Here is a 24,616-nt window from a genome sequence, read left to right as displayed (position 1 = left end):
AATTTTATTAGAGATTGTTTTTTTCGATATCTTTAAAGTACTTGTATGTACCAACTTTAAGTTCATCGGTTGCAGCTTCATCGCACACGATGATTCCGTGTTGGTGCATTTGCAATGCACTGATGGTCCACATCTGCGTGATGCCACCCTCTACGGCATGTTGAAGGGCGCGTGCCTTGTTATGTCCGTTACAGATTATCAATACTTCACGTGCAGACAATACCGTACCTACACCTACGGTAAGAGCTGTTTTGGGAACCTTGTTCACGTCATTCTCAAAGAAACGAGAGTTGGCAATGATTGTGTCGGTGGTCAATGTTTTTACGCGGGTGCGTGAAGACAGTGACGAACCCGGTTCGTTGAATGCGATGTGTCCGTCAGGACCGATACCGCCTAAGAACAGGTCGATGCCTCCGAATTTTTCAATTTCCTTTTCGTAGTTGGCACATTCGGCTTCCAAGTCGGCTGCATTTCCGTTAAGGATGTGAATGTTTTCTTTGCGGATGTCGATGTGGTTAAAGAAGTTATTGAACATGAATGAATGATAGCTTTCCGGGTGAGACTCGGGCAGTCCTACGTATTCGTCCATATTGAACGTTACCACATTGCGGAACGAAACAACTCCTTTTTGGTTGAGTTCGATTAGAGCTTTATACATGCCAAGCGGAGACGACCCTGTGGGAAGTCCCAAAACGAAAGGCTTTTCTTCTGTCGGTTGGGCAGCATTGATTTTTTTTGCGACGTAATTCGCAGCCCAGTTTGACAGGGCTTGGTAATCAGGTTCAATAATTACTCTCATAGCTATATGTATTTTATTGGTTAATTAGCATTCTTTACTCTTGCAAATATATTAAGGATTATGAATATAGACAAATAAAAAGTTTTTTTTCTATTATAATTCCTGTGTTATTAAATAAAATAATTAATTTTGTGGAGTTACAATAAATAATGTAAATATGGGACAGGCGTTATTGGCAGATATTCAGAAAGGATTAAAGACTGCATTGATGAAGCAACGCATCATCACGCATCTTATTTATAAGGGAACGACAACGATTACAGATTTGTCGAGAAGTATGGGGTTAAGTGTGCCTACCGTAACCAAATTTATTGATGAACTTTGTGCGGATGGTTACGTGAACGATTGTGGAAAACTGGAAACGGCTGGCGGACGTCATCCCAGTTTATATGGGTTAAATGCTGATTCCGGATATTTTGTAGGAGTGGATTTAAAGAAAGATTCGCTTAATATGGCTCTGATTAATTTCAAGGGAGACGTGATTAACATTGAAATGAAAGTGCCTTTTAAGCAAGACAATACGATGGACTGTGTCGATCGTCTGGCGGAAGAAATCCGGCGTTTTATTAGTTCTTTGTCTGTCGATACTAATAAAATACTGAATGTTTGCGTTGGGATGAGCGGCAGGGTTAATCCCAATATAGGTTGTAACTATACGCGCCTGAATTTTGGGGAAGAACATCCGATCAGTGCTTTGCTTGCCGAGCGGCTGCATTTGAATGTATGTATAGATAATGATAGCCGGGCGATGGCGTATGGCGAATTTATCAAGCGTAGTGACGGCTGTCCGCGTAATCTGATATTTATTAATGTAAACTGGGGATTGGGCATGGCTATTATTGTAGACGGTAAAATGTACGATGGTATGTCTGGATTCTCCGGAGAGTTTGGACATAACTACGGATACGATAACCAGCAGATTTGCGAATGTGGGAAAAAAGGATGTATTGAGACTGAAGTTTCCTGCTCGGCGCTTTATCGGAAATTTATTGAGCGAGTGAGGGCAGGCGAAAATTCGGTGTTGACCCAAGAAAAGCCCATCGACGAGATAACGGTCGATGATATTATTTCAGTGGTAAAACGTGAAGATGTGCTTGCCATCGAATTGGTAGAAGAGATTGGAGCGAAGCTGGGACGTCATGTCAGCGATTTGATAAATATATTTAACCCCGAACAGGTTATTATCGGAGGTGAGTTGTCGCGGGCGGGAAATTATCTGCTTCCACCCATTATTTCGGCCGTTCGCCGTTATACTTTGAATTTGATGTATCCCAGTGCAGATATTGTTCTTTCAGAATTGCAGGATAAAGCAAACGCTATCGGTTCGGCGCTTTTGGCGCGCAGCAAGTTGTTTGCATCATAAAGCATTTTACTTTGGTTGGAAAAGAAAAAAAAATGTTTCATAGGATCAAGTATGTTGTTGGTCTTATGAAACTTTTTTTTGATCCCATGAAACAGGTCTGTTTTTTGTTCTGCGTCAAGAGATAAGACGAATGTCGCTTATCTCGTTACGTTACCCCATGCATGGGTTTTTCCGGCCATAATAAATCCCTGTTTTAGAATGTCTTTAATCTTTTTCATTTTGTGTTATCCTTTAGTTTTTATGTTTTACAACACAAAATTACGCTTTTCTTATCATGCTTGTACGCAAAACGATGAAAAAATACGCTGAAAGCCACTAAAACTTGATTTGAATCAATCCGTCAGAAAGCAAGGCGCTTAGAGCCTGTTTAAATTTTGCTCTGCCTCAGTTTGAGAATTGTTTTCGAGGATGTTTTTCGGCTTTTACGAGGATGATAGCGGGCTATCTGACGAGTAAAAACGGGGAAACAGACCGGAAACAAACTCAAAAAGGGGCGGATAAAAATACTTAATCGGAAAATTTAAACAGGCTCTTAAATTCACTTTCAAAGTTGGGAGTGAATACGTTTTGCCCGATATGGTTGCGGATTTCGTCTAAAGTCCAGAAACGTCCTCCGTCTAATTCTTCGCTGGGAGTAATTACGCCATCGTACACGGTTTTATGGGCGAATACCAGTTCTTTTTCCCGGTCCGACTCGAATACATAATGTGTTAAAAGCTGGGGAGTAAAATCCTCTATGCCTAATTCCTCGCGTGCTTCCCGCTTCAATGCCATTTCTATGCTTTCTCCCAAGTCGATGTGTCCGCCTACTGCCGTGTCCCATTTTCCGGGTTGGATGTCTTTCCACTCCGGACGCTTTTGCAGGTAAAGCTCGCCTCGGCTGTTGAACACATGCAAGTGGACTACCGGATGAAGCAGCTTGCTGCCGTTATGACATTCGCCTCGGCTGGCAGCTCCTGTTATGTTTCCTTCTTCGTCTACGAGGGGAAACATTTCTTCACTGTTATCTTTCATGAAACGGGAGGGTTTATGGTGTTTAAAAAGAAAAAGATACCTGTGGCAATCATTACGCACCCGATGGCGGCATAGAAAAGGCGCGCCTGTTTGCGTCCTACGTTGCTTACTATGAATTGTGAGTTGCGTGCCGTAAAAAGCCAGTCCCAGTTAAAGACGGCTCCTAATAAGGCAACAGCCCCCACAAGTACGAACAAGGCTTGTAAGAAATAATGTATTCCCATGATTGCAGTTATTCTTCTGCGTCGTTGAAACGTATCATGCGGCTGCCGTTCTCCGTTTCTTCAATATAAACGTTTACGGTATTTCCCGGCAATAAGTCTTCAATTAATTCCGGCCATTCGATGAAGCAAAGTGCGCCGCTGTAAAAGTAATCTTCGTAGCCCATGTCATACACTTCTTCCAGCTTCTTGATGCGGTAAAAATCAAAATGATAGATTAGTTCACCGGTTGTATCGGAACGATATTCGTTGACGATGGCAAACGTAGGCGAGTTGATCACGTCCGTTACGCCCAGTTCTTCACATACTGCCTTGATGAAAGTTGTTTTGCCCGCGCCCATTTTTCCGTAAAAAGCAAAAACGGTATTGTCTCCCATTGCGGCGATAAACGTGCGCGCAGCTTCGCGAATATGTTCCAATGAATCAATCTTTAGTTCCATAATGTTTTGTTAATAAGTTGATAATGCAAAAGTATAACAAAAAAGCCAACGTTAAGTTGTTTCCGTCGGATTTTTGTATCATCCTCCCGGTAAAAATCCTATTCGGAAGACACTCCGGTCTTTCGGTTAGTTTTACTCAAAATATGCGGTAGCGTTACCCTGTTCATGCGGTAGCGTTTTTCACTTAGGCAGATATTTTTCCCGGAATATTTTCTCATCGGGCGGAAACCATTACTTTTGCATCCGTGAAACCTATTATTCGAAAAAAGAAAAGACTATGAAACAACTTTTTATCTTTATTCTTCTGTGCTGTTTTTGCGGATTGAGTGCCGCAACGGGCGATTATACTTACCGGAGAAACATTCCTTACCGTGCGGTGCCTTCCGGCGATGCGTACACGGATTCCGTATGCAGGTTAGACGTTGCCGTGCCGAAGGGAGTAACCCATGCGCCGGTAGTGGTATGGTTTCATGGCGGCGGGCTGACGGGAGGAAGCAGGGAGCTGCCCGAACCGTTGCTGAACGGCAAGTTGGTGGTAGTGGGCGTGGAGTACCGCCTGTCTCCAAAAGCTACGATACAGGAAATATTAGACGATGCTGCGGCTGCCGTGGCTTGGGCGATGGATAGCGTGGAATATTATGGCGGAAGCAAGGAGAAGATTTATCTTTCCGGACATTCTGCCGGAGGATATCTGATAGACATGGTAGGCTTGGATAAAAGTCTGTTGGCAAAATACGGGAAGAATCCGGATACGATAGCCGGACTGATTCCGTTCAGCGGGCAGGTCATTACTCATTTTGAAGCGCGTAACCGGATGGGGATGCCTCCGCTTCAGCCGCTGATTGACCGTACGGCCCCGCTTTATCACGTCCGGAAAGACTGTCCGCCTTTGCTGATAATCTCCGGCGACCGCGAAAAAGAACTTTACGGACGTTATGAAGAATCGGCATACTTTTACCGCCTGTTTAAACTTTTGGGACATCCCGATGTTACCCTTTACGAGTTAGACGGATACGACCACGGAAACATGCCTGTGGCTGCTTTCCCTTTGTTGCTGAGGTTCATTGAAGAACATGAAAAAAAATAGGCGTAACCGGGAAAATATGTATCTTTGCATACCTATATATTATATATACTAAACTATTCTGTAAATGACGAACCATACACCTGAAATAGCAATTCTTGAACCGAATACGCTGACGGCTTTGGGGCTGCGCACCATACTCGAAGAGTTGATTCCCGAAGGAGTTATCCGTACATTTCCATCGTTTGGAGGATTGATAGCCGATACGCCGGATATGTATGCCCATTATTTTGTTTCGGCACAGATTTATTTTGAGCATACAGCCTTTTTCATAGAGCGACGTCCGAAAACCATTGTTCTTGCTGCGGGTGAACAACCGCAACTGAATGGCATTCCGACATTGAACATTTGTCAGTCTCAAGACCGTCTGGTGAAATCCATTATGGAGCTTCGCCGCTACGGACACGCTTCGTCTCACCCGTCTGATGTTCCGGCTCAGGATATGGAGCATGAACTTTCGCCCCGCGAAATAGAAGTGTTGGTGCTTGTAACGAGAGGACTCATCAATAAAGAAATAGCAGAGAAGCTGAATATCAGTCTTACTACGGTTATTTCGCACCGCAAGAATATAACCGAGAAATTAGGAATAAAATCGGTGTCGGGTTTGGCTGTATACGCCGTCATGCACGGATATGTAGAGGTCGACCGCATCTGATATCCGGTAAAATCCTCATAAATTAGGATTGTGTTTTTCGGAGATATGCCTTTACTTTGCAGCCGAATTACTAAACCTAATAATATAAAGGATGAAAAGACGTACAGCGCTTGTTCTGCCTGCCGTTGCCATGCTGATTTGCTCGGTGCAGGCTAAGGCGGAACACTACATTTTGCCCGGAGATACAACGAAAGTGATAGACATTGAAGAAGTAGTTGTGATAGCTACACCGAAAGAAAATGCCCGTTTGAGGCAGCAAGCCGTGTCAGCCACTTCGTTTTCGCAACGCGATATGCAAAGCAATTCGGTGGTTTCGGTAAAATCTCTTTCAGGATTGGTTCCTAACTTGTTTATACCCGATTATGGCTCGAAACTGACCACGTCGGTTTACGTGCGTGGTATCGGTTCGCGTATCAATACGCCGGCAGTAGGACTGTACGTCGATAACATCCCTTTCATTGACAAATCGGCTTTCGATTTTAATTATTCCGATATCGAACGAATCGACGTGTTGCGCGGTCCGCAAGGAACGCTTTACGGGCGTAATACGATGGGCGGACTGATTCGTGTTTATACCAAGTCGCCTTTTACTTATCAGGGGACTGATTTGCGGTTGAGCGGTGCAACGTATAACGACTACCGCGCTTCTTTGACCCACTATCACCGCATATCGGAACAGTTTGCTTTCTCTGTGGGTCTGTTCTACCGCCATGAGGGAGGCTTCTTCAAAAATACGTATACAGATAAGCGCATTGACCGCAACGATGAGTTTGGCGGACGCATACGGGCCATTTATTTGCCCCATGAGAACCTGAAATTAGATTTTACCGTTAATTACGAATATAACAATCAGGGCGGATATCCGTACGAGTATACCGGCCGGGTTTCAGGGACGGAAGACCGTGAAGCGTATATCGGGAAGATATCTTATAATAATGACTGTGGTTACAAGCGTAATCTGCTGAATGCCGGAATGAATGTTGAACGTCATACTGATGCATTTATATTGAGCAGTGTTACGGGATTCCAATACCTGCGCGACCACATGGATATGGACCAAGATTTTACGGAGCGGGATATTTACACTTTGACTCAGATACAGAACTCTAAAACGCTTTCCGAAGAAATTATTATGAAATCCTTGCCCGGACGACGCTGGCAATGGACTACCGGTGTGAGCGGTATTTACCAGTGGCTTTCTACTGACGGACCTGTCACTTTCCGCAATGACGGGGTAAAGAGTATGATTGAGGATAATGTGAATAATGTTTTTGCTTCGCTGAAAGCAAGTAATCCGCGTATGCCCGACATGGAACTCGATGTAACCGATCCGATGTTTACGGTAAGCGGGCATTTCAAAACTCCTACAGCCAGTACCGCCATTTATCACCAGTCTACCATTAACGATTTGTTTGTGGAAGGGCTTTCACTGACAGCTGGTTTGCGTCTGGAGTATGAGAAGTATTGGCTGACCTATAATTCAGGCACGCAGATGAATTTCGATTTCAATGTCAAGCTGCCGATGATGGAGATTCCTTTGCGCGACATGCAAATCAATCCTTTGCTGGATGGTAAATTAAATACAGATAACTTCCAGTTGCTTCCGAAAGTTGCATTGAAATACGATTTTACCCCCAATACGAACATTTATGTCAGCGTATCGAAGGGATATCGTTCGGGAGGCTATAACGTACAGATGTTTTCCGACTTGATACAAGGTGAAATGACCGGTCAGATGATTGCCGCCATTGATGAGAAATCACATGGGATGGTTACTCAGATGGCAGGCGATAAGTTACCGAAAACAGAAACGGATATTAAGGGCACTACCTCTTACCGTCCGGAATATTCGTGGAATTATGAAATAGGTTCTCATTTAACGCTGTTCAACGGCAAACTTCAGGCGGATTTTGCGGCATTCTATATGGATACTCACGACCAGCAGTTGTCTCGTTTTTCTGAAAGAGGCATGGGCCGCATTACTGTCAATGCCGGAAAGAGTCGGAGTATAGGTGCTGAGGCAGCTCTTCGCACCCAAATAACCGATGCGTTCAGCCTGCATGGAAATTACGGCTATACCTATGCTACCTTTACCGATTATGTTACTAACGAGAAAACATCAGACGGAACAATGGCAGAGGTAAGCTATAACGGTAACTACGTGCCTTTCGTTCCGAAGCATACTTTTACCGTAGGCGGACAGTACGTATTTGCGCTTCGTAATACCCGCATCCTCGACAATATTACGCTTGACGCCAATTATCGGGCTGCCGGACGTATTTATTGGACAGAGAAAAACAATGCCAGCCAGTGTTTGTATGGCACGTTAAACGGACGTATCAGCCTGAATAAAGGAAACGGACAGGTGGCGTTATGGATAAACAATGCGTTGAATAAAGATTATCAGGCATTTTATTTTGAAACGATGGGACGAGGATTCGCTCAAATGGGGCGTCCGTTACAAGTTGGTATAGATGTGAGATGCAGATTTTAAACATTCGATGGCATCGGGTAATCGGATAGGCGATACGAGGAAATAAGCTGATTGGGCAGCAAATCCGGATTCAGAGTGAAACGGGTTTGCTGCTTTTTATTTTTATAGCTTGTATGATGGGTTTCGAAAAGGAAATAAATTGTAATTTTGCAACGTAGCCGATTCGTTCATAATCTGAACGTATCGGTTGTCTTGAACATCAAAAATTAGAGCGTAAGATGAAAACAAAAGAAATTCCGGTGCTGCTCCTGACCGGTTATCTGGGCAGCGGAAAGACTACTTTAGTAAACCATATTCTTTCAAACAAGCAGGGGATTAAGTTTGCTGTCATTGTCAACGACATCGGTGAGGTGAACATCGATGCCGACCTGATTCAGAAAGGAGGTATCGTGGGCAAGAAAGACGACAGCCTTGTGGCTCTGCAAAACGGATGTATCTGCTGCACACTGAAAATGGACTTGGTGGAACAGATATTCGATTTGATGAAATTACAGCGTTTCGACTATATCGTAATCGAGGCAAGCGGCATCTGCGAACCTGAACCGATAGCACAAACCATTTGCTCTATCCCTACGATGGGAGGTGCATACATCAAGTATGGTATTTGCCGTTTGGATAGCATCGTGACCGTAGTCGATGCGTTGCGTCTGCAAAGCGAATTTGCCTGCGGCGATGACCTGACGCGCAAAAACATTGATGAGGAAGATATTGAAAATCTGATTATCCAGCAAATCGAGTTCTGCAATATCATTCTGCTGAACAAGGCTTCGGAAGTAGAGCCTGAAGAGCTGAAACGCATCAAGCAGATAATACGGACGTTGCAACCGGGGGCTGAAATCATTGAATGTGATTATTCGAAAGTGGATTTGGATAAGATAATCAACACGCATCTGTTTGATTTTGAAAAAGTGGCAATGTCGGCAGGATGGATTCGCGGCATCGAGCAGCAGGCTACCGAGGAAGAGGAACGGGAGGCTCACGCACACGGACATCACCACGAAGCCCACGAGCATCACGAGGAACACGACCATGATGAGCATGAACATCACCACCATCATCACCATCACGAGGGAGGCGAAGTAGAGGAGTACGGCATCGGTACATTTGTATATTACCGCCGTCCGGCGTTCGACATCCATAAGTTCGACCGCTTTATCGCAACCAAATGGCCCAAGAACGTAATTCGTGCGAAAGGCGTTTGTTACTTCAGCCATAACCGCGACATGTCGTTCCTGTTCGAACAGGCAGGCAAACAAAAACAGTTGCGTGAAGCCGGTTTGTGGTATGCCACGGCTCCGGAGGAAGACTTGATTAAGCTCATGCAGCAAGAACCCGGACTGATGCGCGACTGGGATGCGAAGTACGGCGACCGCATGGAAAAGATTGTTTTCATCGGTCAGCACTTAGACAAAGAGCAGTTGGTGCGCGACCTTGATGAGTGTTTGGAATAAAAAAGAATGATTCATACGCATACGTTGCGTAAAAATATACCCGTATCTTGCAGCAAAGATGCTATATTTTTGTATATAGAACTTAATAGATTAAGATATGGATGCAGATAAATTTAAAGGTGTGCTGTTTGGTCAGGCGATAGGTGACGCTTTAGGACTCTGTACGGAGTTTATGACAAAAGGTGAGGTACGGCATTGGTATCCTGACGGAGTGAAGAACTATTCTCAAATGATGGTGGACTATCATCGGGCGCGTTGGCAGCCGGGAGATTGGACGGACGATACGGACATGATGCTATGTATTGCCGAGGCGGTAATTAAAGACAAAGAGTTGAATCCGCAGTCGGTAGCACAGAATTTCAAGAAATGGTTTTTGGGTTGCCCCAAGGGGATAGGCAGGCATACTTATAATGTATTGTCCTTAGGCGATTATGTGGAAAACCCTCATCAGGCAGCCGAATTGGTTTGGCAGATGTCCGGTAGGCGGAATGCGGCAAACGGAGCAGTGATGCGTACATCCGTGATTGGATTGCTGAACGGAGAGGTAGAAGAACATGCTGCTGATATTTGCCGACTTACTCATACCGACCCACGATGTGTAGGTTCGACGGTCATTGTGTCGCAGATGGTTCATGCGTTGGTTTATCGAAACGAACTCTTGCCGTTGGAGAAATTGATAGAAATAGGTCGGCAATACGATGAGCGGATAGAGCCGTATTTGCTAATGGTTCGGAGTGAAACGCTGAATGTACTTAATTTAGATGATGAAGCGATGGGATATACCCTGAAAACAATGGCAGCCGGATTATGGAGCGTTTATCATGCCGACAGCTTTGAAAAAGGATTATTAGAGGTAGTCAATGCCGGAGGTGATGCTGATACGAATGGTGCTGTAGCCGGAAGTTTGTTAGGGGCAAGGTTTGGATATAGTAATATTCCTACTCGTTACGTGGATGGATTGGTAAGAAAAGATGCTTTGACCCGTGTATCGGATGCATTACAGGACGTATTGAAGGGCTGATGGAATGTTGCGGTCAGCACTGCAATATTAAACAAATAGGGCGCAATTCGAATTCCGTTACATGAACGAAGGGATAGCGAATTGCGCCGCTTGTTTTAGTATGTTTAATTATGTACCAATGTGCCGATGTTGTCGCCCGACATTACTTTCTTCAGATTACCCACGGTATCCATGTCGAATACGATGATGGGGAGGTTATTTTCCTTACACATGCAGGTAGCCGTCAGGTCCATAACCTTCAAGCCGCGTGCCAAAACCTCATCATACGTAATGTCATCAAACTTCGTTGCTGTGGGGTCTTTCTCCGGGTCGGCAGTATAAATGCCGTCCACTCTCGTGCCTTTCAGCATCACGTCAGCCTCTATCTCGATACCGCGAAGCGATGAACCCGTATCGGTGGTAAAGAACGGATTACCGGTGCCTGCCGACATGATAACCACTTCTCCGTTTTCCATGGCTTCGATAGCTTTCCATTTCGTATAAAACTCACCGATAGGCTCCATGCGGATGGCAGTCAGCACACGCGCCTTTACGCCCGCGGCCACCAGCGCCGAGCTTAATCCGAGGCTGTTGATAACCGTGGCGAGCATTCCCATTTGGTCGCCTTTTACGCGGTCGAAACCTTTACCTGCCCCACTCAGTCCGCGGAAAATATTGCCGCCGCCGATAACGATACCTATCTGTACGCCCATGTCGTGAATCTCCTTAATCTGTTGGGCATACTCGCCGAGGCGTTTTTCGTCAATTCCGTATTTCTTTTCTCCCATCAGGCTCTCGCCACTGAGTTTTAATAAAATGCGCTTAAATTTTGCCATAGTAATCATTGCTTTTATTGGTTTTATCGCAAAGGTAAAAATAAAACCCAAGAAACGGGATAAAAATCACGGAGTTTATTTTGTCCGATTGGAGGCTTCCTGAGTTTCGGTCAGTGCTTTGGCTTTCAGCGGATGGTCGGTAGTCAGATAGTCTACCTTCAGGTCAATTAATTTTTGCATGTCAGACTCTTTGTTTACTGTCCATGCGTTGACTTTCAAACCTAACTCATGAGCCTCTTTCACCCATTCGGGATGTTTGTTGAACGCATCGTACGGATAATCTATTCCCGTCAGTCCCTTTGCCTTGATTTCTTGGGGAGTCACGTCTCCCTCCAAGTAAGCGATTTCAGCGTCCGGTGCAAGCCGTGCTATTTGTTCGCAGATGTTCATGCTGAAGGATATGTATTCCACCTGTTTCTCCATCCCGTACTCTTTTACCATTTTAACGGCAGAAGCGGCTATCTCGTCCTCCTGCGCTTGGGTAGAATGCGGCTTGATTTCGAGGATGAGCCGGATGTCGGGCAACTGTTTCCCCGCTTTCAGATAATCGGCAAGCGTAGGCAGCGTTTCTCCGTTCTTCAGTTTCAAGTCCTTCAGCTTGTTGTAAGGAGTTTTCCCGATAGTCAGCCCTGCTATTGTTTCATCGTGGTTTACCACTATCACGCCGTCAGCCGTCAGTTGCACATCAAACTCCGAGCCGTAGACTCCCGCTTCGGCAGCTTTTTTCAGTGCGGTGATAGAGTTTTGCGCCGAGCCTTCGGCTTTCCAGAATCCGCGATGGGCGATGACCTGTGTCTGCGCGTGGGCAGCAAGCATGAAGAGCGAGCATACGCACGTAATAAAAAGTTTCTTCGTGTTCATAAAGTTCTGTTTTATAAGCTGTTTAAACATTATTACCCGCCGGCTTAAAAGCAGAAAACACCCGATGGCATCTCCCGAAAAACACTACCGTTAGTGTTGGTCATCTTATGCGGTAGAGTTGGTCGGTTCTACCCATAGTGTTGACCTGTTCTATGGGTAGCGTTTTTCAAGTTCCCGACGGGATAGGATACAGTTTCTAAGCTTGTTGGGTAATATGTGTATCGGCAAAGATAAAATTCCCCGCTGGAATTTCACCCGATACACCCGTCTTTTCTGCTCTGTGAGACTGAAAATTCATCTGTATGAAACAAAGATTTCGATTCTGTTTAAGAGCCTGTCGTGCAAATTACGACAAGCTCTAAGTTTTCCCATGCCTTCCGTTTCGCCAAACTCTATTAGGGATGTTTAGTAATTCATGTCCGTAATTAACCAATGTAGGGGCGTATCGCATACGCGCGAAAGCATATTCGTGGGTAAGTTGGTGCATTCAGAGCGTATGCGATACGCCCCTACAATTTATTTGTTAATGAGCCGACGGCTTAGTATCGCCTGAACGACTCCTCGGAGCAACAGATACAGGATGAATGCCATCCAGAGCGCATGGTTACCTAACGAAGACCGGAAACCGTAGTACACAAGGAAGAAGCTGGCGGAAGCCACTATCATGGCGCGTAGCATCAGGCGTGTGGCAGTGGCTCCGATACAAATCCCGTCGAGCAGGAAAGCGGAAAATCCTACCAGCGGGATGGCCAATACCCAGTAGAAATAGGTGGCAGAGGCAAGAATCACCGACTCATCGTTCGTCAGCAGTCGCAGGAAACCTTTTCCTCCGATGCCGTAGAGCAGGGTGAACATCAATGCAAGTGCAAGTCCCCATCCGAAAAGATTGCGCACGGTGAGGCGTAACGCAATACGGTTATTTGCCCCGATGTGTTTGCCGCTCAACGCTTCTCCGGCGTATGCAAATCCGTCCATGATGTAAGAAAACAACGTAAAGAGTTGCATGAGCAGGGTGTTGACCGCCAGCGTTACGTCGCCATACGCCGCTCCGGTAGAAGTGAAAAATACGGTGACAGCAACTAAACAAAGCGTGCGCAGGAAAATGTCGCGGTTTACTTGGAAGAAACGAACCATTGCCTCGCGCTCGAAGATGTGTTTCCGGCTGAGGTGCTTGCGAAGCGGACGATAATAACGAAGCCAGAGCAAATAAGCCATCAGCAATCCGGCGTATTGGGCGATGAGCGTGCCCAATGCCACACCCTCGACTTTCATACCCAGTGCGAAAACAAAAAACAGGCTTGCCGCTATGTTGACTATGTTTTGAGTAATAGCGATGAACATCGGGAACCGCGAGTTCTGCATCCCGATAAACCATCCGGTAAAGCCGTACAGTCCCAGCGTGGCAGGGGCGCCCCAAATGCAGATGTGGAAATAGCTTGCCGCCAGTTGGCGCACATCGGGACTGGCATCGATAATTAGAAAAGCAATGACACGGATAGGGTATTGCAGGATAAGCAGGGCGAGGGCAAGCAACATGCTTACGGCAATGGAGCGTTGCAGGATGCGCGTAGCTTCTTTCAGATTGTGACTTCCGTATGCCTGTGCCGTCAGTCCGCCTGTACCCATGCGCAGAAATCCGAATATCCAGTAAATCATACTGAACAACATGCCACCCACCGCAATGGCACCGATATACGACGCCGAGCCTAAATGTCCCACAATGGTAACATCCACCAGTCCCAACAGCGGTACGGTGATGTTTGAAACGATAGAAGGGATGGCAATATGGAGGATTTGCTTATTTATCGGTGTCATACGGAGGAATTAAGAAGGTTACTTCTTTAAACATATAGGCTCTTTGTTGCCCGGCTTCATCTTCAAGTATGAGCCTTCCCGAAGGTTCCACTTCGCAGAAGCGCGCCCGGAATATTCCGTTGTTATCTTTATACGCATGGAATCCGTGTTTGCGGTAAAGCGCGGCTTGGTAACGTGTGGTCAGCTCCGAGGTTTCACCGGACTTCAGCAGTGCATAATAGTGAACGATACGTTCCATTATCTGGCGGAGTATCTCCTGCCGGTCGTATTGCTGTCCGGTAATCTGGAAAAGCGAGACGGGATTAGGGGCGTCGCTGGTGAAGCGTGCCTGATTCAGATTCACGCCCGTGCCCGAAATCGAGCGGCTGATATACATCCCCGTCAGGTCATTTTCGATGAGCGTTCCGCAGAGCTTTTTGTCGCGCCAATAAATATCGTTCGGCCACTTGATGGTTATGTCTTTTGCGTATTGCGACAGTACCTCCTGAAGCGCGATAGCCGTAACCTGCGAAAGAAAAAACTGTCGGCGTGCCTCCAAGAAATCAGGATATACCACAAAGCTGAACAGCAGGTTCTTTCCCGCCTCCGACTCCCAACTGTTTCCCCGTTGTCCGCGTCCTGCGGTTTGAAAATCGGTATAAACACTCGTCAGTTCCGTAACAGATGCTTTTCGGCATAAGTCGGCAAGGTAAGAATTGGTGGAAACTGTTTCCTCCAGCCGGATAGGATCAGGATAATTCATTGTAAGCAACTCTTTGTTTTCTTGTAAACTTCTTGATAACCTCATCGTAAGAATGGTCTATTAGCGACAGAATCAAATGGTCTGGGACATCAGCCTCTAACGACACCTGATTCCAATATTTTTTATTGAAATGATACGCCGGCTCAATCCCCCGGTAATGTTCACGCAATTCGATGGCATATTCCGGATCGCACTTCATGGAAATCCATTCCGGTCTGTCAAGGTCGATTAGCAAAAACATGCGGTCTACCACCTTGAAAACCAAGTTGACCTCATCGAAAGGAAAACACTCGAAGGTCGCCTTCTTTTTCAAGCAATATTCTCGTATTGTTTCTATGTCCATAATGTAATGTTGCTGTTTTAATTACTACCAGATAGGTGGGAAAAAGGCTTCTTTGATGTGTTCGATGTGGTAGGGAGGTTCTGTTCCGACAACCGTGATGATATCGAACCGTACAGGCAGGTCTATTTGGAATTTTTTGAGATAGGCATCCGTTGAGGCTACAATGCTGCGGATTTTCTGGTTGGTAACGGCATCTTCCGGCAATCCGTATCTTTCGTTGCGCCGTGTTTTCACTTCCGCTACTATTAGCTCACGGTCTTTTTCCGCCACGATGTCCAGCTCACGCTTTCCCGAATGCCAGTTTCGGTGAATAATCGTATATCCCCGGTCTTGCAGGTAAGCAACAGCTTCGTCTTCACCTTTCTTGCCTAATTCATTGTGTTCCGCCATTATTCCCTTTTTCTGCAAAAATAGACATTTTTGTGCTTTGAATTTGACAAAAGTGCATTAATTTTGTATCAATTATGGTGAATAACGGGAAAAAGAGAAAAAAAGTACCCTCATCGGTTCCGCCACGGAAGCAGCGGATGGTTTGCCTGATGAGCGAAGAAGAAGTACAGATAGTAGATCGTTATCTGGAGAAATATCAGATAACGAACAAGGCTCGCTGGCTTCGGGAGACGATTCTTGCGTTTATTCATCAGAAAATGGAAGAAGATTATCCTACTTTGTTTAAAGAACACGATATGCGCAGATAAAGCTATGGCAGACGATACGTATTATATGAAGCAGGCACTGATGGAGGCACAAAAAGCGGCTGAAGAAGGTGAGGTGCCGGTAGGGGCGGTGGTGGTTTGCCGTGACCGCATCATAGCCCGTGCGCATAATCTTACAGAGACGCTGACGGATGTAACAGCCCATGCCGAAATGCAGGCGATAACGGCTGCTGCCAATGCGTTGGGTGGGAAATACTTGAACGACTGTACGCTATACGTGACAGTAGAACCTTGCGTGATGTGTGCGGGAGCAATAGCGTGGGCGCAGACACGCCGTCTGGTGTTTGGAGCGGGCGATGAAAAGCGGGGCTATCAGAAATATGCACCAAACGCCTTACACCCCAAAACAGAAGTGGTGAAAGGCGTTTTAGTTGATGAATGTACCCGCTTGATGAAAGATTTTTTTCGCAGCAAACGTTGATAATCTGTCCTGTATTGCTGCTGATTAATCCGTTATTTGGTCTTCGAAATTCTCGATGCGGGTTACTTTCTTGATATTTTCAATCTTTTTGAGATTCGAGCAAATGGTATTGACATCATCTACGTCGTGGACATATAGTTGGATACGTCCTTCAAAAATGCCATCATTCGATTCAATATTCAACTTATGAATATTCACATTCAACTGTTGGGATATGATTTGAGTAACTTGGTTTAATATACCAATGCTGTCAATCCCTTTCAAATAAACATTAACCGGAAAATACAATGCTTTTCCTGTTTCCCACTGTACGGCAAGCAAGCGGTTCCCGAAGCTGGTTTTCAGTTGCGTGGCTATCGGACACTGGCGTTTATGGATAATAATCCGGTTGTTATCGTCGATATATCCTAACACGTCATCGCCCGGTATCGGTTTGCAGCAATCGGCTATGATGTAGTTTTTCTGAATGGCATCGGGCGTAAGTTTTACTACTTTTTTCTTGTCGATTTCCGGTGTAGGTTCGCTTGATGTCTGTTCCGTGCCTTTCGTCTTATTGTTTCCGAAAGCAAAAGAGATATATTTCTTCCAACTGGTAGGAGAGGGCTTTTCCTTCAGTTCGTTACGGTCGGCATCACCTAAGGTGATAATCTTCTGTCCAATCTGGTAATGCAATTCCTCCGTTGATTTTACATTGTGGAGTTTGCATAGCTTTTGAATGTTTTCTTCGCTGGCTTCGATACCTTCATTTTGGAAGAAGTCGTGCAACAAATCTTCTCCTTGCTGCTGGAACTCACGGCGTTCACGTTTCAGTATAGATAAAATCTTTGCTTTGGCCTTAGCGGTTGTAGCAAAGTTTATCCATGCGGGCTGAACTTTCTGAGACTTTGAAGTTAAGATTTCCACTTGGTCTCCGCTTTGCAATTTATGGCTGAGCGGAACCAGTTTGTGATTGACTTTGGCACCGATACAGTGACTTCCCAAGAACGTATGGATAGAGAACGCAAAGTCTAATGCCGTACAGTTTTGTGGCATGGTTTTGATTTCTCCTTTGGGGGTAAATACGAATATTTCCGAAGCAAAAAGATTTAACTTGATGGTATCGAGAAAATCCAAAGCGTCGGGTTGCGGGTCGTCCAATATTTCCTTAATGGTCTTCAGCCACTTGCTGAGTTCGCCTTCGTCTTCGCTTCCTCCACCTTCTTTGTATTTCCAATGTGCGGCAAATCCTTGTTCTGCAACATCATTCATGCGTTCGCTTCGGATTTGAACCTCTATCCATTGTCCTTTATTACTCATAAGGGTAACGTGGAGTGCCTGATAACCATTGGCTTTGGGATGGCTTACCCAGTCGCGTAGTCGGTCGGGATGCGGCTTGTATATTTTCGATATTGCTACATAAATATCGAAACAGTCGTTTAACTCTTCTTCTTCGTTGCGGGGAGTGAAGATGATACGTACCGCCAAGATATCGTAGATTTCCTCGAACGTGATATGCTTATTCTGCATCTTATTCCAAATGGAATAGGGAGATTTGATTCGTGCCATGATCCGGTACGATATACCCATTTTGTCTAATTGGGCACGGATGGGGGCAGTGAATTCTTCGAATACACTTTCGCGTTCGGCTTGAGTGGCTTGCAGTTTGCTTTGTATCTGCTGGTAAGTTTCCGGATGTTCGTACTTGAAACTTAAATCTTCTAATTCTGTTTTGATGCGGTTTAGCCCTAATCGGTTCGCCAAAGGTGCATAAATATAAAGGGTTTCCCCGGCTATCTTATATTGTTTGCTCGGCAGCATGGAGCCAAGCGTACGCATGTTATGAAGACGGTCGGCTATCTTTATCAGGATAACCCGGATATCGTCATTCATGGTCAGCAACAGCTTTTTGAAGTTTTCAGCCTGTGCCGAAGCCCGATCGCCGAATATTCCACCTGATATTTTGGTCAGTCCGTCTACGATTTGGGCAATTTTATGTCCAAACAGGTTTTCGATGTCTTCTACGGTATAGTCAGTATCCTCTACGACGTCATGCAGCAGGGCAGAACAAATGGAAGTAGAGCCTAATCCTATTTCGCAGCAGGCAATACGTGCGACTGCTATCGGATGCAGGATATAAGGTTCTCCAGAACGTCTGCGTACTCCTTTGTGAGCTTGTTTGGCGAAGTTGAAAGCTTTGGTTATGATTTCAACTTTCTTGCGATGTTTACTTTCTAAATATCTGTCAAGTAATTCTTGAAAGGCCTCGTTTATTTGTTTTTCATCTGCCTGTTCCTGTGTAAGTTTGTCGTCGTCAGTCATACTTCTCCCTTTCCTATAATCAATAATGCAAAAATAGGGAAAATAAAGAAATATGCAAGAATATACTTAACTTTTAACGGATGCGAATTGATTTTCCTGCACGGATGTTGCTTCCTCTGATTCCATTCAGCCGCCGAAGCTGATTTACGCTTACTCCGTAACGTTGGGCTATTCCGCCTAAAGTTTCTCCATTGCGGATGCGGTGGTATACGGCTTTGCTTGCCGGAATGTCTTTTACATCTACCGTGCTGCGGCGTTTTTGATATACTTCCGGTTTGTAATTGTAAATGCTATCCTCATGGTCGATAAAATAGCTTACCATATTGCTTGGCAAACGCAGGGCGTATGGCTTTTCATTGCCGGGGATAATATCTTTTTTGAATTCTGGATTCAAAGCGCGCAACTTGTCGATGTTTATTTTACATACATCGGCTATTTGGTTCAGATTGAGTGAACGTGAGATGTGGATGGTATCTGTGCCTTCGGGCATGGTCATGTCCATCGGACTGATGTTATGTTCACAATAGTAGGTCATGATATAGTTAGCCGCGATGAAAGCAGGTACATATCCGCGTGTTTCTTTGGGCAGGTAATTGTAGATAGTCCAGAAATCGGTTTCACCTCCTGCTCGGCGGATGGCTTTGTTGATAGTGCCCGGTCCGCAGTTATATGCAGCTAAAACCAAGTTCCAGTCGTGGTATATTTCGTATAAATCTTTCAGATACCGTGCGGCAGCCCGTGTTGATTTTATCGGGTCGCGGCGTTCGTCTATCAGCGTGGTGGTTTCCAGTCCGTACACCTTTCCTGTGCGCAGCATGAATTGCCACAATCCTACAGCTCCCTGTCGCGAAGTAGCCGTGGGGTTTAAGCCGGACTCTATCACGGGAAGATATTTCAGTTCAAGCGGGAGGTCGTTCAGGTCGAGCGCTTCTTCAAAGATGGGCATGTAGAAGTTATTGGCACTCAGCATGAACGAAACCTTTTGCCGCAGGCGGGTAGCATACATTTCGATAAACTTTTTCACAATGTCGTTAAACGGCATTTCGATGATGGCAGGGATGCGCTGTAAGCGGTCGATGTAAAGCGAGTCGCTAATCTGCGGATTTTCCGCCGTCATGGTGCAGTTCTCGTTCGGCGTGATATAGTTTTTTGAAATCCAGTCCAAATACAGACTGTCTGTTTCCGAAAGCATTCCTTCGGGCAGACCTATCACTTCTTCTTTTCCTGCTCCGGATTCTACGGTGATACTTTCCACGGTGTTTTGAGCCGGGAGTATTGACGTGCTTAGAATGGTTAATAGAGTAACGGCTAATTTCTTCATGTCGGTATTAAAATTTGATGTTACACTGTATGCCGATTCCTTGCGGACGGTTACGGTAAGCATCATTAAATATAGTGGGTTCAAAATTCAATCCTAAATCTTTCGAGATATCGAAGTCCGACAGTTCGGCATCCACATAAGCGTCGATAACCGATAAAAGATATACTCCGATAAACACAAAGATACTCAAGTCGCGCTGGCGGCGGTATGTATCTTTACCTCTCCTGAATCGTTCTTGGTAAAACGACAAATTGTTTTGTATGTCTTCTTTAGTCGTTCCGGCTCCTACGAAATCCATGTAACTGTCGTTGTTCGGATTATCGCTCATGATGTCTTGATACGCTTGCGAATAATCTTTATACATTTTGCCGTTCCATGTCAGGGCGTATGCACATCCTACGAAACCTCCATATACGATGGGCAGTTTCCAATACTTGCGGTTATAGATTTGCCCTGCTCCCGGAATAACCAAGCCCAGCCATACTGTTTTGTTCGAGTTCGGAATCCAACGTTTGGGAACTTCGGGGCTTGGAAGGGCTTTTTGCACCGAGTCGTTTTGTTGAGCCAGTTGGGTCGTGTCGACCGGTGCTTCCAGAGCCTCTATGCGTCGTTGTCTTTCCGCTCCTATCGTATCCAGAAGGGCGAGGCTGTCTGCTCTGTTTTGCATACGTACCGAGTCTGCGTCCAACACACCGGTACGCCGCTTCAGTGCCCGCTGGGCATGGACTTCAGGGACTGTAGAAAACAACATTCCCAAAAGCAACAGTATGGATATGAAGTATGTAAAAATACGTTGTTCCAATTTTTCTTTTATTATTCGTTTTGTTTCAGCGAGTCTAAAATCTCCATAATTCGCTCCAAATCGGCTTCGCTGTTAAACGGAATGCTGATTTTTCCTTTTCCTTTCGGGCTGCATGAAAGCTGTACCTTTGTTCCGAAAAAGTTGCAAAGATGATTTTGTAACAGGGTGTATTCTTCGGATAATTTGGCTCCTTTGGGAGTTATTTTTTTTCCTCCCGACTCTATGCTTTCGCCGCTCGACAAGGCTTTTACGATTTCTTCCACCTTTCTTACCGAATAGCCTTGCGACAGGATTTCGTTGAAAATCCGGATTTGCGTTTTCGGGTCGTCTAACGCCAGTAAGGCGCGGGCGTGTCCCATGTCGATTTCCTTGTTCTTCAGGGCTACTTGGATAGGTGCGGGGAGCTTTAACAGGCGGAGGTAATTGGCGATGGTCGTTCGTTTTTTTCCGATACGTTCGCTCAATTTTTCCTGCGTCAAGCCATATTGTTCGATGAGATGTTCATACGCCAAAGCTATTTCCAGCGAGTTCAAATCTTCGCGCTGGATGTTTTCGATAAGCGCCATTTCCATTACATTCTCATCGTCGGCAGTGCGTATATACGCCGGTATGGTTTTCATTCCGGCTTGGATAGAAGCGCGGTAGCGGCGTTCTCCGGCTATGATTTGGTAAGCGTCATCGTTTAATTTTCGCAGGGTAATAGGCTGTATGATACCTATTTCGGCTATCGAATCAGCAAGTTCCTGTAAGGCTATCGGGTCGAATTCACGGCGAGGCTGATTGGGATTGACCGAAATTTTGCTTAGTTCGATTTCGTTGATAGACGAAGACCCCGAAGTCTTGATCTCCTCGTTCGAAATAAGAGCGTCAAGTCCTCTGCCTAATGCAAATTTCTTTTGTACTGCCATAATTCTCGTTTACTTACTGTTTCGGTTTATAATTTCGTTTGCCAAAGCGAGGTGGTTCTTTGCCCCGGTCGACTCGGCATCGTAAAGGATGGCAGGTATCCCGTGGCTCGGAGCTTCGCTTAGTTTCACGTTACGCTGTATGATGGTTTTAAAAACCAGCTCCTGAAAATGTCGTTTCACCTCGTCGTATATCTGATTGGCAAGACGCAGGCGTGAGTCGAACATTGTCAGCAAAAATCCTTCTATTTCAAGCGAAGGATTCAGCTTGGTTTTAATGATTTTGATGGTATTCAGCAACTTGCTGATGCCTTCGAGGGCGAAATATTCGCATTGTACCGGGATGATAACCGAGTTGGCTGCCGTAAGCGCATTGATGGTTATCAGTCCTAATGAGGGCGAGCAGTCTATCAAAATGTAGTCGTACTCGTTTTTCATCGGCTCTAAGGCTTGTTTCATAATCTTTTCACGGTTCTCAAGGTTGAGCATTTCAATTTCAGCCCCTACCAAGTCGATGTGAGAAGGGATGATGTCTAATCCGTCAATATCGGTTGTATAGATAGCTTCCCGGATATCCGATTGGTTGATAAGACATTCGTAAATCGAACAGTCGATATCTTTAACGTCTACTCCCAGTCCTGAAGAAGCGTTGGCTTGCGGGTCAGCGTCCACTACCAATACTTTTTTCTCCAGAGTAGCTAACGATGCAGCCAAGTTAATAGTAGTTGTCGTTTTGCCGACGCCACCTTTTTGATTGGCTAAAGCAATTATTTTTCCCATATTAATCAGTTTATTCTGATTGCGAAGTAACTAATAATTGGCGACAGTACCTAACAAAACGCCGATGACTTTTGGCAAAGTGTTGATAACTCGCCGCTTTTGTTAATAACTTCGACGGGCAAAGATATGACAAATATTGTGAAAAGCCGCATTCGGTTTGGGAAGATTAAGATTTGTTGTAACTTTACGCCGATTTATTCGGTTGATTGATAAACATACGATATGATTATGGGAAAAGAAAGACCGCTTATTCTGCTTTCGAACGACGACGGAGTAGAGGCGAAAGGACTTCATGAACTGATTAAAACCCTGCGCCCGATTGCTGATTTGATTGTAGTGGCACCCGACGGGCCGCGTTCCGGAGCTTCCGGCGCGATAACCTCCGAATATCCGTTGCGCTGCCGCCCGGTAAGGCAGGAGCCGGGACTCATTATATATAAATGTACCGGTACGCCGGTAGACTGTGTGAAGCTGGCTTTGCATAATTTTGTGCCGCGTCGCCCCGATATGGTGATCGGCGGAATCAATCACGGCGATAATTCATCGGTCAATGTACATTACTCCGGTACGATGGGCGTGGTGATAGAAGGATGCCTGAAACAAATTCCTTCGGTAGGTTTCTCGCTGTGCGACCATTCGGCGGATGCCGATTTTTCGGCAGCCTTGCCCTACGTGGGTAGGATTACGGAAGAAGTTTTACAAAACGGATTGCCTGCGGGTACTTGTCTGAACGTTAATATCCCTTTGGGAAAACAACTGAACGGAGTCCGGATTTGCCGGCAGACAGCGGGCGTCTGGACGAATGAGTTTGCTACGGTTGCCAATCCGCGCGGAGGAGAGTGTTACTGGCTGACAGGCGTGTATCAGAACCATGAGCCGGAGGCGGAAGATACCGACCATTGGGCATTGGAGCATGGCTACGTGGCGATTACGCCCACGCGGATAGACGTTACGGATTATGGGATAATGGATAAGTTAAACGGCTGGAACTGGGAGGTATGAAGTATTATTTGATTGTAGGAGAAGCGTCGGGCGACCTTCATGCTTCAAACCTCATGAAGGCGCTCAAGGCGAATGACCCGCACGCCGATTTCCGCTTTTTCGGCGGCGACCTGATGTCGGCTGTGGGAGGTACGAGGGTGCGTCATTATAAAGACTTGGCATACATGGGGTTTATCCCCGTATTGCTCCACCTGCGCACCATCTTTCGCAACATGGATTTCTGCAAGCAGGATGTTGTGTCATGGCAGCCCGACGTATTGATATTGGTCGACTATCCGGGGTTCAACCTGAAGATAGCCGAGTATGTGAAACGGCATACCCGTATACCGATTTATTATTACATTTCTCCGAAAATTTGGGCGTGGAAGGAGTATCGCATCAAGAATATAAAGCGGGATGTAGACCGGCTTTTTTCTATTCTTCCCTTCGAGGTGGATTTTTATCGAAGCCACGGTTATCCCATTGATTATGTGGGCAATCCGTGTGTTGATGCCGTCTCATCGTTTCGTGGAAATAACAATGAAACGTTTGCCGATTTTGTCCGCGCAAACGGTTTGTCGGACAAACCTGTCGTTGCACTTTTGGCGGGTAGTCGGAAGCAAGAGATAAAAGACAACCTTTCCCGTATGATAGAAGCGGTGAAAGATTTTCCTGAGTATCAGTTTGTTGTGGCAGGAGCTCCGGGGATAGAATCGTCTTTTTACCGGCAGTATATCGGGGCGGATACGTCAATCGTATTCGGACAGACCTACCGTCTTTTACAGCAGTCTGTAGCAGCTTTGGTGACAAGCGGGACAGCTACATTGGAAACCTCTCTTTTCCGTGTGCCGCAAGTGGTATGTTATTATACGGCAGCCGGTAAATTGGTGTCATTTCTGCGCCGGCATATTCTGAAAGTAAAATACATATCGCTAGTCAATCTGATAGCCGGCAAGGAGGTTGTGACAGAGTTGGTGGCAGACGGTATGACTGTGAGCAATTTGAAAGCGGAGTTAAAGAAAATACTTCCGGGAGGCGAGAGACGCGAAAATATGTTGGCATGTTATGATAATCTGATAGCTGTATTGGGGAATCCCGGAGCATCGGAACGTGCGGCAGAGAAAATTGTAGCTTCTTTGATTTCTCATTCCGACGGCGTAACAAAGAAAAGTTAAGGGTTTGTTTGGGACTTAAAAACTCTAACGGTTGAACCAAGCAGTTCTATGGGTAGAATTGGTAAACTCTACCGCATGGAATGACTGAAACTAACGGTA

General features: G+C 45.6%; 25 protein-coding genes. 10 read left to right on the top strand and 15 right to left on the bottom strand.

Going from position 1 to position 24,616, the window contains the following annotated elements; genetic code table 11:
- Window positions 1–7: 7 nt before the first annotated feature.
- The gene (gene nagB / locus M3085_RS03250; RefSeq protein WP_178255564.1) at window positions 8–799 is read right to left on the bottom strand and encodes a glucosamine-6-phosphate deaminase; all 792 of its coding nucleotides are present in this window, start codon (window positions 797–799) and stop codon (window positions 8–10) included.
- Between the two features lie 157 nt (window positions 800–956).
- Here nagB and M3085_RS03245 point away from each other — a divergent pair, with 157 nt between their 5' ends.
- Window positions 957–2,162: an ROK family transcriptional regulator gene (locus M3085_RS03245; protein ID WP_178255563.1), complete on the top strand. Its 1,206-nt coding sequence runs from the start codon at window positions 957–959 to the stop codon at window positions 2,160–2,162.
- Between the two features lie 507 nt (window positions 2,163–2,669).
- Here M3085_RS03245 and M3085_RS03240 read toward each other — a convergent pair.
- Genes M3085_RS03240 through tsaE form a run of 3 tightly spaced genes read right to left on the bottom strand, consistent with a single transcriptional unit; the run spans window position 2,670 to window position 3,837 of the window.
- Entirely contained in the window at window positions 2,670–3,176 is a 507-nt protein-coding gene (locus tag M3085_RS03240; RefSeq protein ID WP_249052261.1) for an NUDIX hydrolase, read from the bottom strand.
- Window positions 3,173–3,400, bottom strand: coding sequence for an immunity 17 family protein (locus tag M3085_RS03235; protein ID WP_178257612.1), 228 nt, complete (start codon window positions 3,398–3,400; stop codon window positions 3,173–3,175). Before M3085_RS03235 ends, M3085_RS03240 begins: the two co-directional genes overlap by 4 nt.
- An 8-nt stretch (window positions 3,401–3,408) precedes the next feature.
- Window positions 3,409–3,837: a tRNA (adenosine(37)-N6)-threonylcarbamoyltransferase complex ATPase subunit type 1 TsaE gene (tsaE, locus tag M3085_RS03230; RefSeq protein WP_178257613.1), complete on the bottom strand. Its 429-nt coding sequence runs from the start codon at window positions 3,835–3,837 to the stop codon at window positions 3,409–3,411.
- 277 nt (window positions 3,838–4,114) lie between these two features.
- Here tsaE and M3085_RS03225 point away from each other — a divergent pair, with 277 nt between their 5' ends.
- The 5 genes from M3085_RS03225 (at window position 4,115) to M3085_RS03205 (ending at window position 10,542) form a co-directional block, all read left to right on the top strand.
- Window positions 4,115–4,924 (top strand): alpha/beta hydrolase, encoded by an 810-nt coding sequence (locus tag M3085_RS03225; RefSeq protein ID WP_191710505.1) that lies wholly within the window; start codon window positions 4,115–4,117, stop codon window positions 4,922–4,924.
- A gap of 64 nt (window positions 4,925–4,988) precedes the next feature.
- Window positions 4,989–5,576 carry a helix-turn-helix transcriptional regulator gene (locus tag M3085_RS03220; protein WP_178257615.1) on the top strand — a complete coding sequence of 196 codons (588 nt, stop codon included), beginning with the start codon at window positions 4,989–4,991 and terminating at the stop codon, window positions 5,574–5,576.
- Window positions 5,577–5,667: 91 nt separating this feature from the next.
- Window positions 5,668–8,070, top strand: coding sequence for a TonB-dependent receptor (locus M3085_RS03215; protein WP_249052260.1), 2,403 nt, complete (start codon window positions 5,668–5,670; stop codon window positions 8,068–8,070).
- Between the two features lie 218 nt (window positions 8,071–8,288).
- Window positions 8,289–9,521, top strand: a complete 1,233-nt coding sequence (locus tag M3085_RS03210; RefSeq protein WP_249052259.1) for a GTP-binding protein — start codon at window positions 8,289–8,291, stop codon at window positions 9,519–9,521.
- Between the two features lie 97 nt (window positions 9,522–9,618).
- Complete coding sequence (locus M3085_RS03205) at window positions 9,619–10,542, top strand: ADP-ribosylglycohydrolase family protein (protein ID WP_249052258.1); 924 nt, start codon at window positions 9,619–9,621, stop codon at window positions 10,540–10,542.
- A gap of 104 nt (window positions 10,543–10,646) precedes the next feature.
- Here the strand turns inward: M3085_RS03205 and pyrH are convergent, their stop codons facing one another.
- The 6 genes from pyrH to M3085_RS03175 form a co-directional block, all read right to left on the bottom strand.
- Window positions 10,647–11,357, bottom strand: a complete 711-nt coding sequence (gene pyrH / locus M3085_RS03200; protein ID WP_178257618.1) for a UMP kinase — start codon at window positions 11,355–11,357, stop codon at window positions 10,647–10,649.
- A gap of 75 nt (window positions 11,358–11,432) precedes the next feature.
- Window positions 11,433–12,218 carry a glycerophosphodiester phosphodiesterase gene (locus M3085_RS03195; protein WP_249052257.1) on the bottom strand — a complete coding sequence of 262 codons (786 nt, stop codon included), beginning with the start codon at window positions 12,216–12,218 and terminating at the stop codon, window positions 11,433–11,435.
- 516 nt (window positions 12,219–12,734) lie between these two features.
- Window positions 12,735–14,033 (bottom strand): MATE family efflux transporter, encoded by a 1,299-nt coding sequence (locus M3085_RS03190; RefSeq protein ID WP_249052256.1) that lies wholly within the window; start codon window positions 14,031–14,033, stop codon window positions 12,735–12,737.
- A complete protein-coding gene (locus tag M3085_RS03185; RefSeq protein ID WP_249052255.1) occupies window positions 14,017–14,775 on the bottom strand; it encodes a biotin--[acetyl-CoA-carboxylase] ligase in 759 nt (252 codons plus the stop codon). Before M3085_RS03185 ends, M3085_RS03190 begins: the two co-directional genes overlap by 17 nt.
- Window positions 14,762–15,118 carry an MmcQ/YjbR family DNA-binding protein gene (locus M3085_RS03180; protein WP_191710510.1) on the bottom strand — a complete coding sequence of 119 codons (357 nt, stop codon included), beginning with the start codon at window positions 15,116–15,118 and terminating at the stop codon, window positions 14,762–14,764. The genes M3085_RS03185 and M3085_RS03180 overlap by 14 nt, the downstream gene beginning before the upstream one ends.
- Window positions 15,119–15,142: 24 nt before the next feature.
- Window positions 15,143–15,508, bottom strand: a complete 366-nt coding sequence (locus M3085_RS03175; protein ID WP_191710511.1) for a YraN family protein — start codon at window positions 15,506–15,508, stop codon at window positions 15,143–15,145.
- Between the two features lie 74 nt (window positions 15,509–15,582).
- Here M3085_RS03175 and M3085_RS03170 point away from each other — a divergent pair, with 74 nt between their 5' ends.
- Together M3085_RS03170 and M3085_RS03165 are read left to right on the top strand one after the other, a co-directional pair.
- On the top strand, window positions 15,583–15,816 hold the full coding sequence (locus tag M3085_RS03170) for a hypothetical protein (RefSeq protein WP_178257624.1): 234 nt from the start codon (window positions 15,583–15,585) through the stop codon (window positions 15,814–15,816).
- Window positions 15,817–15,820: 4 nt separating this feature from the next.
- Window positions 15,821–16,255, top strand: a complete 435-nt coding sequence (locus M3085_RS03165; protein ID WP_178257625.1) for a nucleoside deaminase — start codon at window positions 15,821–15,823, stop codon at window positions 16,253–16,255.
- 24 nt (window positions 16,256–16,279) lie between these two features.
- On the opposite strand, the gene M3085_RS03160 is transcribed toward M3085_RS03165, so the two are convergent.
- The 5 genes from M3085_RS03160 to M3085_RS03140 form a co-directional block, all read right to left on the bottom strand.
- Entirely contained in the window at window positions 16,280–18,553 is a 2,274-nt protein-coding gene (locus tag M3085_RS03160) for a RelA/SpoT family protein (RefSeq protein ID WP_178257626.1), read from the bottom strand.
- Between the two features lie 73 nt (window positions 18,554–18,626).
- The gene (locus M3085_RS03155; RefSeq protein ID WP_178257627.1) at window positions 18,627–19,874 is read right to left on the bottom strand and encodes a lytic transglycosylase domain-containing protein; all 1,248 of its coding nucleotides are present in this window, start codon (window positions 19,872–19,874) and stop codon (window positions 18,627–18,629) included.
- A 7-nt stretch (window positions 19,875–19,881) separates the two neighbouring features.
- On the bottom strand, window positions 19,882–20,676 hold the full coding sequence (locus M3085_RS03150; protein ID WP_249052254.1) for a DUF5683 domain-containing protein: 795 nt from the start codon (window positions 20,674–20,676) through the stop codon (window positions 19,882–19,884).
- An 11-nt stretch (window positions 20,677–20,687) separates the two neighbouring features.
- Window positions 20,688–21,584, bottom strand: coding sequence for a ParB/RepB/Spo0J family partition protein (locus tag M3085_RS03145; RefSeq protein WP_178257628.1), 897 nt, complete (start codon window positions 21,582–21,584; stop codon window positions 20,688–20,690).
- Window positions 21,585–21,593: 9 nt separating this feature from the next.
- Window positions 21,594–22,361: a ParA family protein gene (locus tag M3085_RS03140; RefSeq protein WP_178257629.1), complete on the bottom strand. Its 768-nt coding sequence runs from the start codon at window positions 22,359–22,361 to the stop codon at window positions 21,594–21,596.
- Window positions 22,362–22,589: 228 nt separating this feature from the next.
- Between M3085_RS03140 and surE the strand changes: the two genes are divergently transcribed.
- Both surE and lpxB read left to right on the top strand, forming a co-directional pair.
- Window positions 22,590–23,363 (top strand): 5'/3'-nucleotidase SurE, encoded by a 774-nt coding sequence (surE, locus tag M3085_RS03135; RefSeq protein WP_178257630.1) that lies wholly within the window; start codon window positions 22,590–22,592, stop codon window positions 23,361–23,363.
- Window positions 23,360–24,517, top strand: a complete 1,158-nt coding sequence (lpxB, locus tag M3085_RS03130) for a lipid-A-disaccharide synthase (protein ID WP_249052253.1) — start codon at window positions 23,360–23,362, stop codon at window positions 24,515–24,517. The genes surE and lpxB overlap by 4 nt, the downstream gene beginning before the upstream one ends.
- Window positions 24,518–24,616: the final 99 nt, after the last annotated feature.

The organism is Bacteroides caecicola (assembly GCF_023337095.1).
Classification (GTDB): Bacteria; Bacteroidota; Bacteroidia; order Bacteroidales; family Bacteroidaceae; genus Phocaeicola; species Phocaeicola gallinarum.
This window is presented reverse-complemented; position numbering and strand designations above follow the sequence as displayed.